At 35.3% G+C, this 6,295-nt stretch carries 7 protein-coding genes; 2 read left to right on the top strand and 5 right to left on the bottom strand.

The window, feature by feature from the left end; all coding sequences use genetic code 11:
• Nucleotides 1-231 precede the first annotated feature (231 nt).
• Entirely contained in the window at nt 232-897 is a 666-nt protein-coding gene (locus tag PGC35_RS17965; RefSeq protein ID WP_375220092.1) for a hypothetical protein, read from the top strand.
• A 50-nt stretch (nt 898-947) separates the two neighbouring features.
• On the opposite strand, the gene PGC35_RS17960 is transcribed toward PGC35_RS17965, so the two are convergent.
• Nucleotides 948-1,619 carry a KinB-signaling pathway activation protein gene (locus PGC35_RS17960; RefSeq protein ID WP_053591353.1) on the bottom strand — a complete coding sequence of 224 codons (672 nt, stop codon included), beginning with the start codon at nt 1,617-1,619 and terminating at the stop codon, nt 948-950.
• A gap of 135 nt (nt 1,620-1,754) precedes the next feature.
• Between PGC35_RS17960 and gerD the strand changes: the two genes are divergently transcribed.
• A complete protein-coding gene (gerD, locus tag PGC35_RS17955) occupies nt 1,755-2,357 on the top strand; it encodes a spore germination lipoprotein GerD (protein ID WP_053591352.1) in 603 nt (200 codons plus the stop codon).
• A gap of 31 nt (nt 2,358-2,388) precedes the next feature.
• Here gerD and PGC35_RS17950 read toward each other — a convergent pair whose 3' ends face one another.
• The 4 genes from PGC35_RS17950 to PGC35_RS17935 form a co-directional block, all read right to left on the bottom strand.
• Nucleotides 2,389-3,441 (bottom strand): Mrp/NBP35 family ATP-binding protein, encoded by a 1,053-nt coding sequence (locus PGC35_RS17950; RefSeq protein ID WP_375220091.1) that lies wholly within the window; start codon nt 3,439-3,441, stop codon nt 2,389-2,391.
• Between the two features lie 78 nt (nt 3,442-3,519).
• Nucleotides 3,520-4,233 (bottom strand): N-acetylmuramoyl-L-alanine amidase, encoded by a 714-nt coding sequence (locus tag PGC35_RS17945; protein ID WP_053592262.1) that lies wholly within the window; start codon nt 4,231-4,233, stop codon nt 3,520-3,522.
• Between the two features lie 72 nt (nt 4,234-4,305).
• On the bottom strand, nt 4,306-5,016 hold the full coding sequence (locus PGC35_RS17940; protein WP_375220090.1) for a GNAT family N-acetyltransferase: 711 nt from the start codon (nt 5,014-5,016) through the stop codon (nt 4,306-4,308).
• On the bottom strand, nt 4,994-6,199 hold the full coding sequence (locus tag PGC35_RS17935) for an MFS transporter (protein ID WP_375220089.1): 1,206 nt from the start codon (nt 6,197-6,199) through the stop codon (nt 4,994-4,996). Before PGC35_RS17935 ends, PGC35_RS17940 begins: the two co-directional genes overlap by 23 nt.
• Between the last annotated feature and the right edge of the window lie 96 nt (nt 6,200-6,295).

Raw genomic sequence — 6,295 nt, 5'->3', positions numbered from 1 at the left:
GCTCATTTTGTTTTGCTGGCATCATCATTAAATGATGTCAAAATTGTTTGCTATCCGACTAACCGAAGCTAGTCTATCAAGCTATATGTCTTAACGTTTTGCATGTTCAGTTTTCAATGTTCATGTTGTCGTTTTGTTTTGGCGACCTTTGTATCTTAACATCGTTTTAACATGAATGTCAACACTAAATCATAAAATTTATTAGAAAGAATGGAAAGGTGCGATATTACAATGAAAACAAAGCTTTTACTAATCGGAACTGTGCTGGTATTTTTAAGTCTCTTTTTTATTATCCCAAATAAGTATTCATCAATGCTTCCTGTTTTTCAGTTAACTGAAGAACCTACTGTTGTCTCTAAAGGATCACATGGCAAAACGATTACAATCGATTTAACTTTTGGTAAAGAGGATATGGAAACTTTCATAAAAAGTTTGCAAGCGCCTTATCCACATTTTTTCATAAGTATTGATTGGATAAAACGTTCACCTTCTCTTATTAAAATAATGAAAAAGAAAAGTATTCCTATTAGTCTATTAGGGCAAGATGGGCTTAAATATATAGAAGATCCTAATTTATTTAAAAAGGAAATCGATGAATTTGAACAATCTGTTGGTGAACTTCCGCTTTGGTTTCGGACAAAAGACTATGAGTTTCCTATGGAATTACAAAAAACAGCGTGGGAAAATGAAGTTAATTTACTAAGCTCGAGTAAGTACTGGATGGAAGGAGATCCATTTCCTAAGCTCGAGAAAGGAGATATACTAAGTGTCCCGCTCCATCAGGAGGAACGAATAGATATAAAGCAATTAAATCAACTACTTAAATCTGACTCTCTACTTTCTGTTGAACAAAATATTTTTGGTTTAACAACTAAAAGTAAAACTATTCCTGATTAACAACATACGAGTAAAAAAATGCTCTGACCATTTAGATGTCAGAGCATTTTTTATTTAGAAACGGCTTCTTTCCTTGCTTTTCTACGTTCTTCTAGTTTTTTTCTATCTTCATCTGATTTTGCATTGTATTTTGGCAAAGCTAATAATTGGTAGGCATTAACTGCGAGAATTGGGAATAATAATAATGTCACCCAGCTATCTACGTTGTCTGCTCGTACCATCAATACAGGCAACCACTCTAATGTAGAAACAACAATCATAAAGAATAGTGCAGATATAAGTGTATGTTTTTTAGTTATTTTGGCTTTAGTTATCGCTACTACTACTGCAGTTACAATTAGTATGAGTAATAAAATAACATATAACCAAATTTGCCCGGTTGTTTCTGCATTCGGTTTAAAACGGAAGAAAACCAAATCAAAAATAACGATAAGTATTATTAATAGTTGTACCCAGTTCCATAATGTTAATGTTCTAAAAATATTTACACCCATTTGATGAATTGTTAAATAAGCAAAAAAGCCCATTTGAGTGATTACGCTTATCGTAAATCCCATAATAACCATAAAAGCGAATGCTGCGAAGAACTCACTCCATTGACCTGCTTCAAAATATTTAGCAAAAGCATCGTCCCAACGTATAAATAAACCTAACACACCTGTGATTAGTCCACCTATCCACATAGCATTTAGAAAAAATTTAAACCAATTTCGAATTGTCACGGCAAAAAATCCTCCATATCCTTCTACTTCCCATATAGATTGTAACAACCATTAACAAAAAAATCTATTTGTTACTTACTTCAGTACATATTTAAATAAAAAATGTGAACAATAATTGAAAGGATGGTGATTGATTTGAAGTATTTTGCCTTCATTTTATTAACTATTGGCTTACTGGCTGGATGTAATGGTAATCCTACCTCTTCCACGCCTTCTTATGATGAGATGAAAAAAATGGTGATTGATGCACTACAAACAGAAGAAGGAAAAAAATCTGTTCGAAAACTTTTAGATGACCCTGAATTTCAAGGAATGTTAGTTATTGATAGCGAGCAAGTAAAGAAGTCGGTTGAACAAACCATGTTATCAAAGGATGCAGAAGAATTTTGGAAAGAAGTTTATCAAGACCCTAAATTTTCAGAAACAATGGCAAAAAGTATGATGAAGCAACAGGAAGAATTAATGAAGACCCTCATGAAAGATCCGGAATACTTGAAAAGCCTCGAAAGCTTTTTTGGTTCTGCTGAAATGAATAAGGAGCTAGGAAAAGTATTACAATCTCCTGAGATGCGTAAAGAAATGCAAAAAGTCGTGGAAGAAACAATCCAAAGTCCTTTATTGCAAACTAAGTGGCAAAAACTTGTAGAAGAGGCTGGAGGAGGAGGACAAAAAAGCGAAGGTGGTGGCGGTGGCTCCGAAGAGAAGGGATCAGAACAAGGAAAAGAAGCAGAAAAATAAGGCCGCTCCTCTTAAGGAAACGGCCTTTTTCTTATGCTTTTTCAATAACTTTTCGAGCAATATCTAAATATATTTTACCTGTATCATGTGTTTCTCCATATACAGAGGGAGCAAAATCAATATCGTTCCAATCTGGTTGTCCTAGTGGTATTTGACCAAGTAATTCTGTACGAAGTTCATCCGCAAGTTTTGGTCCCCCACCTTTACCGAATACAAATTCACGCTCTCCAGTAGATTTAGATTCAAACCAAGACATGTTTTCAATTACGCCTAATATTTCATGATCTGTTTGAAGAGCCATTGCTCCAGCACGTGCTGCTACGAATGCTGCAGTAGGATGCGGTGTTGTTACTACTATTTCTTTAGAGGTAGGTAACATTTGGTGAATGTCTAAGGCAACGTCACCTGTACCTGGAGGTAAGTCTAATAATAAATAATCTAACTCGCCCCACTCCACATCTTTAAAGAATTGATCTAACACTTTTCCAAGCATTGGCCCACGCCAAACTACTGGAGTATTGTCTTCTACGAAGAATCCCATCGAAATTACTTTTACACCTTTACGATCTACAGGGATAATATGGTCTTCTTTAATTTGTGGCATATCTTTGACACCCATCATATCTGGAACACTAAACCCGTATATGTCTGCGTCTACTAAGCCGACTTTTTTCCCTAGACGTGCAAGTGCTACTGCTAAGTTTACGGATACAGTTGATTTACCAACTCCACCTTTACCAGAAGCAATTGAAATAATTTTCACTTTGCTGCCAGGAGAAAGGATGCTTTCATTATCGCTTTCTTTTGCTTGACCGCGAAATTGCTCTAATACTTCTTTTGGAAGTTCTTCAAAACGAATACCAACAGTTGCTGCTCCTGCATCCTTTAATACTTCCACTACTTTTCCTTGCAATTGCATTTGCTCTGCAGAATTAATTTTTGCAATTGCTAACTTTACACTGACATGATTTTTTTCTTCTTTTATAGATACCTCTGAAATTCCGTTTGTTTCTTCTAATGTTCTATGTAAAAATGGATCATTTAATTCTCCTAATAATGCTCTTACTTGTTGCTCATTAATCATTTGTAGACACTCCCCTTTAAGTTAACTATTCGCAATATAGTATACCATATACGAGTGTCTACAATCCCTCACATTGACTCAGTAAATATTATCTTCTACGAAACGACGTACACCCTTTGTAATTGCGTCTACCATTTGGTTTTGATACTTATCGGATTTTAGCAATTCTCTTTCTTCATTATTGCTCAAAAATCCAGTTTCTAGTAATACCGTAGGTGCTTTTGATTTCTTCAAAATATAGACTTGTTTGATGGCAAGTGCTTCTCTTTCTGTATTTCCAATATCTTCACGGATTGCCCCTTGAATGGATTTCGCTAGTAACTCTCCACCTTCATGTCCCTCCGCATGATAGAATACTTGCGCACCTCTCCATCTTTCCTCTGGAACCGCATTTACATGTAAACTGATCACTATGTCCGCTTCCGCATTATTAATAATCTCTTCTCGCAGAAGTAAATCTGCACGCTTTCTTGAACGGATTGTTGGGAAATCTTCATCGGGAGCATGCTCGGCAATTGCATCCCCTTCTTTACGACGTGTCAAAACAACGGTAGCACCATTTTCCTTTAAAGTCTTTTCCAGTTTTAGAGACATAGCAAGCGTAATATCTCTCTCTACTGTTTCACCATGACTGGCGCCTCCGTCCAAACCTCCATGCCCAGGGTCTATTACTACTTTAACCCCACTTAATGGTTCCGGCATGAAAAAACTTAAATCGCTTGCTTTTGTACTATAAAACACTGCAACCAAAGAAATTAAAAACAATACTCCAATAACCAGCCACTTTTTCAGTTCCATCGCTCCTTTTTCACTCATTATACGTATGAGGGACAAAGAGTATGTTTGCTTTTTGGAACAAGTTATCTAATCTTTATCAATTCTATAAATTCCTTTTTTATTTCTAATAACACAGCCATTTTTCTTGAAGATATTGATCATATGTTTATTGCTTTCATCTGTACTGCCTACGTAAGTTTTGGCGTTCATTTGCTTCATTAGATATAATGTGATTTTGTGAATCTCTGCCCCCAAACCGAAACCTCTCTTGTTAGGCACAATGCCGAAGTAGAACATTCTCCCTTCATCTGTTGTTCCCATCTCCATATGGGGAATACTAATTCCAACCAATTCATTGTCTTTTAAAAAGTAATAGCAATGACTTCTCCAGTTTTCTCCTAGTTCTTGAGATAAGGCGGCCATTATTTTCTCGATTAATTGTGGGATGTTTTTATTGGCTGAACCTGAACGACATAATTCATATGCATCGGCAAAATCTTTGTCTGTCATTAACCCTTCGGATAGAGCGTGGAATGTTAACTCACTTTCAATTAGCTGTTCTTCTTCTAACGATTTTGTATATTCATGGATGACCGAAATTTTTCTAAACCCTTTAGAAAGTAACCAGTTTTCAAAGTGTTCTTCCATTAGTAATGATAAATATTCAATTTTTTGTTCTTCATATTCTTTTAATAACTTGGTAAATTCCACTTTATAATCTTCTTCTGACTTGCCCTCTATATTAATTTGATCTACTAACCAGTATGCTTTGTTTTTAATGGTGTTGTATAGGCGCATTTAAATCTCTCCTCACTTTGTTACTTAAATAAAAGGATGGTACGGCCAGCACAGTAATAAGTCCAATGATAGTAAATACCATTCCCCCACCATTCAAACTGTCTAATAGGTAACCACCTAAACTTGGGCCAGCTATTCTACCAATCGATTTCACCCCTGATAATGCAAAATAGGTTCCTTTTTCATGGTCTTCGCACATGTCATCAATATGAATGTCCACCATTGTGAACACTAAAACTTCTCCAGCTGTAAAAATGACCATCGCAATGATTAACATGAAAATGTGCTCACTTTGTCCAAAGAAAAACAAACCAATCGATAACAAAGAGCTTCCAATCATCAAGGAAGTCGTTGTACTAATTATTTCCCCTAACTTATAAACAAAGTATTGAATCACGATAACAGTAATGGCATTGGTTGTGATGAGCCACGAAAAATACTTAATCGCTAGCTCATAATCAAACGTAATACCTAAATACTGACTAAAAGTCGAATCGAATTGGCTATAACCGAAACTGATAAAAATTAAAGCTAATATAAATACGCTAAATGCATGATCCTTTTTAAACACATAGAACGATTGAAATATAGATATTTTCTTAGAATCTGCCGCCACTTGTTTCATCGGATACTTTTTAAAGATAACGGCAAATGTCACTATATTAATTAAGAAAATAAAACCAACAGCGAAAAACAACTTCTCCATGCCAAATTGCTGAAAATAGACAGACGTTAGCGGAGCGATCGCTGCAGAAATATTAATTAAAAAATACCGAATATTAAAGATCAACCGTCTATTTTCAGGCTCCGTGTACAGACTTAACAGCACACGATACGTAGGCTCTACAATTGCTTGACTTATCCCTAATATCGCAGCAAACAAAATGAACCCAGCGTAATGATCAATAAACGGGAAATAGAAATAACACCCTAAATATCCGATCAGCCCCGTAATGATGACTTTATCTTTTCGAAACTTATCAATATATGGCCCAATAAAGAAACTCATAAACAAATTAGATAACGCTAAGGTTGAAATAATGGCTCCAATCTGAAAGCTTGAATAATGAAATTCATCTAATAAAAAAAGTGTAAGATACGGTAGCACTAAAAAAGTGCCAAACCTCGCAATGAAAATACTAAGCAGAATAGTAGTCGTCACAACATTAAATTTACTTCTCATAATTTACCTCTTCATATGTAATAATTGCCTTTTTAATATACCCCTCCCAATTCAATGAAACAATATATTTTCATAAAATCTCTCAAGAACACTCCT

This window comes from Psychrobacillus sp. PGGUH221, assembly GCF_042055255.1.
Taxonomy (GTDB): domain Bacteria; phylum Bacillota; class Bacilli; order Bacillales_A; family Planococcaceae; genus Psychrobacillus.
This window is presented reverse-complemented; position numbering and strand designations above follow the sequence as displayed.

Excerpts from the sequence above, each read along its gene's own strand:
- PGC35_RS17935 (WP_375220089.1), bottom strand. The coding sequence starts at position 6,199 with ATGAGAAGTAAATTTAATGTTGTGACGACTACTATTCTGCTTAGTATT.
- PGC35_RS17950 (WP_375220091.1), bottom strand. The coding sequence starts at position 3,441 with ATGATTAATGAGCAACAAGTAAGAGCATTATTAGGAGAATTAAATGAT.
- PGC35_RS17940 (WP_375220090.1), bottom strand. The coding sequence starts at position 5,016 with ATGCGCCTATACAACACCATTAAAAACAAAGCATACTGGTTAGTAGAT.
- PGC35_RS17965 (WP_375220092.1), top strand. The coding sequence starts at position 232 with ATGAAAACAAAGCTTTTACTAATCGGAACTGTGCTGGTATTTTTAAGT.